The organism is Thermobifida cellulosilytica TB100 (assembly GCF_001517975.1).
Lineage (GTDB): Bacteria > Actinomycetota > Actinomycetes > Streptosporangiales > Streptosporangiaceae > Thermobifida > Thermobifida cellulosilytica.
This window is the reverse complement of sequence record NZ_KQ950181.1, coordinates 107,389-110,570: the sequence shown is the minus strand read 5'-3', so window position 1 is coordinate 110,570 and position 3,182 is coordinate 107,389. Positions and strand designations below refer to the sequence as shown.

5 protein-coding genes are annotated in these 3,182 nt (G+C 71.6%); 2 read left to right on the top strand and 3 right to left on the bottom strand.

The features are described from left to right. Window positions 1-55 precede the first annotated feature (55 nt). Both AC529_RS06815 and AC529_RS06810 read right to left on the bottom strand, forming a co-directional pair. Window positions 56-562, bottom strand: coding sequence for a DinB family protein (locus AC529_RS06815; protein WP_068754788.1), 507 nt, complete (start codon window positions 560-562; stop codon window positions 56-58). A gap of 32 nt (window positions 563-594) precedes the next feature. Further along, complete coding sequence (locus tag AC529_RS06810) at window positions 595-1,221, bottom strand: class I SAM-dependent methyltransferase (RefSeq protein ID WP_068754786.1); 627 nt, start codon at window positions 1,219-1,221, stop codon at window positions 595-597. A gap of 86 nt (window positions 1,222-1,307) precedes the next feature. On the opposite strand from AC529_RS06810, the gene AC529_RS06805 reads away from it, so the two are divergent. Continuing rightward, on the top strand, window positions 1,308-1,928 hold the full coding sequence (locus AC529_RS06805; RefSeq protein ID WP_068754784.1) for an XRE family transcriptional regulator: 621 nt from the start codon (window positions 1,308-1,310) through the stop codon (window positions 1,926-1,928). Between the two features lie 214 nt (window positions 1,929-2,142). On the opposite strand, the gene AC529_RS06800 is transcribed toward AC529_RS06805, so the two are convergent. Beyond that, window positions 2,143-2,562, bottom strand: a complete 420-nt coding sequence (locus tag AC529_RS06800) for an ATP-binding protein (RefSeq protein ID WP_068754782.1) — start codon at window positions 2,560-2,562, stop codon at window positions 2,143-2,145. Window positions 2,563-2,722: 160 nt separating this feature from the next. Between AC529_RS06800 and AC529_RS06795 the strand changes: the two genes are divergently transcribed. Beyond that, on the top strand, window positions 2,723-3,031 hold the full coding sequence (locus AC529_RS06795; protein WP_068754780.1) for a putative quinol monooxygenase: 309 nt from the start codon (window positions 2,723-2,725) through the stop codon (window positions 3,029-3,031). Window positions 3,032-3,182 lie beyond the last annotated feature (151 nt).

Genomic DNA, 3,182 nt, shown 5'->3' with positions numbered 1-3,182 from the left:
CCGCTGCCGGGGCCCTCGGCGGTCCTCGGGGCCGGTGCCGAAGCCCGGGACGGGGTCAGCGTCCGGTGGTGCCGTCGATCAGTTCGCGGAGGATGTCGGCGTGCCCCGCGTGGCGGCCGGTCTCCTCGATCATGTGGACGAGTGCCCAGCGGACGCTGGGAGCGGGGCGTCCCGGCAGCGGCCGGTTCCGGGGAAGCGGCGCGGCCGGGTCGGTGCACCCGTCGAGGACGTCGTTGGCGCGCGCGACCGCCCTGCGGTAGCGGGCGACGACGTCGGCCACACCGTCCTCGGGCGCGGCGTGGAAGGTCGCCGACCAGTCGGCGACGGCCTCGCCGAGGAACACCGACCGCTCCACGAAGGCCAGGTGGTGGAGCAGGCCGAGCAGGTTCGTGCCCGACGGCACCCCGGCCGTGCGGACCTGCGGCTCGGGCGCGTCCTCGACCTTCGCGGCGATCGAGGCCCGCAGGTAGTCGAGGAATCCGCGCAGCACGTCGATCTCGCCGCCCCCGGTCCGGGGCGGCGGTGTGTCGCCGCGGCGGATGCGGCGCGGTGCGGTGGACACGGTGTCCTCCTTCACAGGACGAGCCGCCGGGGTCAGGCGGCGCGGCGGATGAGCAGCACGTGGTCGGTGACCTCGGCGGTACGCCCGCCCGGACCGGTCGCGGTCCGGCGGGACGCCTCGGCCCGCTCGACCGTCCACTCCGCCGGGTCCAGACCGATCCCCGCGGCGACCTCGTGCGGGGTCGGGTAGCGGACGCCGGGGTCCTGGTTCCACGACCACGGCGCGGTCGAACCGTGGTCGACCACCAGCAGCCGCCCGTTCGGGCGCAGCGCGTGCGCGGCCCGGCGCAGGACGCCCGCCCGGTCCAGTGCCACGGGGGTGTGGAGGTAGTGGGCGCTGACCAGGTCGAACCGGCCCCGCGGGAAGGATGCTGCCAGGTCGTGCCGCTCGGTGGTCACCAGGTCGGCCAGGCCGTGGCCGCGGGCCAGGGCGGCGAGCCGCCCGACCGCCACGGCCGAGACGTCGACGGCGGTGACGCGCCACCCCCGGCGGGCGAGCCACAGCGCGTCGCCGCCGGCGCCGCAGCCGAGGTCCAGCGCACGGCCGGGCGGCAGGCCGGTGACGGTCTCGGTGAGTCGGAGGTTCGGTTGCGGGTCGGCAGCGGCCGGTCGGGCCGCGTGGACGCCGTCCCAGAACGCGGCCGCATCGGTGGTGTTCATCGGGCCTCCTCGGGTCGGGATGCGCCCAGTCTCCCCGCCTCCGCTGCCCCTGGCACGCAATCTTGCGGTTGTGGCAAGCTGGTCGCGTGGATCGCGAAACGGAAGACGTCCTCGACGCGGTGGGGCCGCGCCTGCGCGCCCTGCGCCGCGCCCGCGGCCTCACCCTCGCGGACCTGGCGGCGACGACCGGGGTGTCGGAGAGCACCCTGTCGCGCCTGGAGAGCGGCCGGCGCCGGGCGACCCTGGAGCTGCTGCTGCCGCTGGCCCGCACCTACGGCGTCCCGTTGGACGACCTCGTCGGCGCCCCCCACACGGGTGATCCCCGCATCCACCTGAAACCGATCCGGCGGTCCGGGATGGTGTTCGTTCCGTTGTCCCGACGGCCGGGCGGTACGCAGGCGTTCAAGATGATCATTCCGGCCCGCCCGGAACCGCTCGAACCGGACCCGAAGACGCACGAGGGCTCCGAATGGCTGTACGTGCTCAACGGTCGCCTGCGGCTGGTGCTCGGGGAGCGCGACCTGACCCTGTCTCCCGGGGAGGTCGCCGAGTTCGACACGTCCCTGCCGCACTGGTTGGGCAGCGCCGACGGCGGCGCGGTCGAACTGCTCATCCTGTTCGACCCGCAGGGGGTGCGCGCGCACGTGCGCACCAGCCCGGGGGCCGGGTCCCCGCCTCGGCGGACGGCGGAGGACAGCGTCCGCTGACCGCGGGCCGTGTCTCCGGAGGCGCCGGTGAGGCGGTCCGCCCTCGCCAGGAGACCGGCCTCCTCCCGCACTTCGCGGACGCCGCCCTCGGGGGTGGGCGCGAGAGGACTCGAACCTCCGACCGCCCGCTTGCAAGGCGAGGACATCAATGGTTCGAGCAGCGATCTGCCTGGACTGGTGAGGGCCGGCGTCCGGTCTTCGGAAGAAAGCACAGTTAGTTGTCAATCTCGAACCAGGTTTCTCGGCCGTGCCATCCATTGCGGCTGCCCCAGCGGTCGGCGAGAGCGTCGACGATGAAGAGCCCTCGGCCGTGTTCGTCGTCGGCTCCGGGTTCGGTCACGTAGAGGGTTTCTTGGCGGCTTCCGCTGTCGTGGACGGTGATGCGGACCACTTCGGTGTAGGTGCGCTCCACTACGACGAGGAAGCCGCCGTCCTGCTGGCCGGAGCGGGTGTGTTCGACGGCGTTGGTGGCCAGTTCGCTGGTGAGCAGGATCGCGTCGTCCTGGCGGGGGCGATCGGGAAGTTCCTCGGAGACGAAGCGGCGGACTTCGCTGAGGGACTCGGGGCGGCCGGGGAACCAGCGGGCTCGGGCCGGCGGCGTCGGCTGGAGGGAGTGGGCAGCGTGCAGGCTCATCGCGATGCGACCTCTCGTCGGACAGCCCATAGCCAGCACGAACTGCGGGGCTAGTACTTAAGGTACGGCTACGGTACAAAAAGTAACTGTTACTTGGAATGTGTTTGCCGCACGATGAGTACGGACAGCGAAACGCATAGAGCCGACTGAGGGAGTCGCCGTGTTCGGTCTGGTGGTCAAGTTCGTCCTGAAAGACGAAGCCAGCGCGCAGGGGTTCGACGCGCTTGTGGCCGAGACACTGCCCAGAATCCAGGAGGGTGAGCCGGGAACTCTGGTCTATGCGGTGCATGAGGTGGACGGTGAGCCGTTGCAGCGGGTCTTCTACGAGATGTACGCCGACCGGACGGCCTTCGAGGCCCACGAGGAGCAGCCGCACGTGCGGCGCTTCCTCCAGGAGCGCGGCCAGTACCTGGAGTCCTTCTCGGTGGACTTCCTGAGCCTGCGGGATGCCAAGGGCGTGACGAAGTGAGCACGGAGTACCAGAAAGCGCTGGGCCGCAAGATCGCCCAGTACCGGCGCAGGCGGGGCCTGTCGCAGCGGGAGTTCGCCGGTTTTTTTTTTTGATTGGACGCCCGCCCCCCACATTTTCAACTCTTCCCCCACAAGCCCCTCTCCATGTC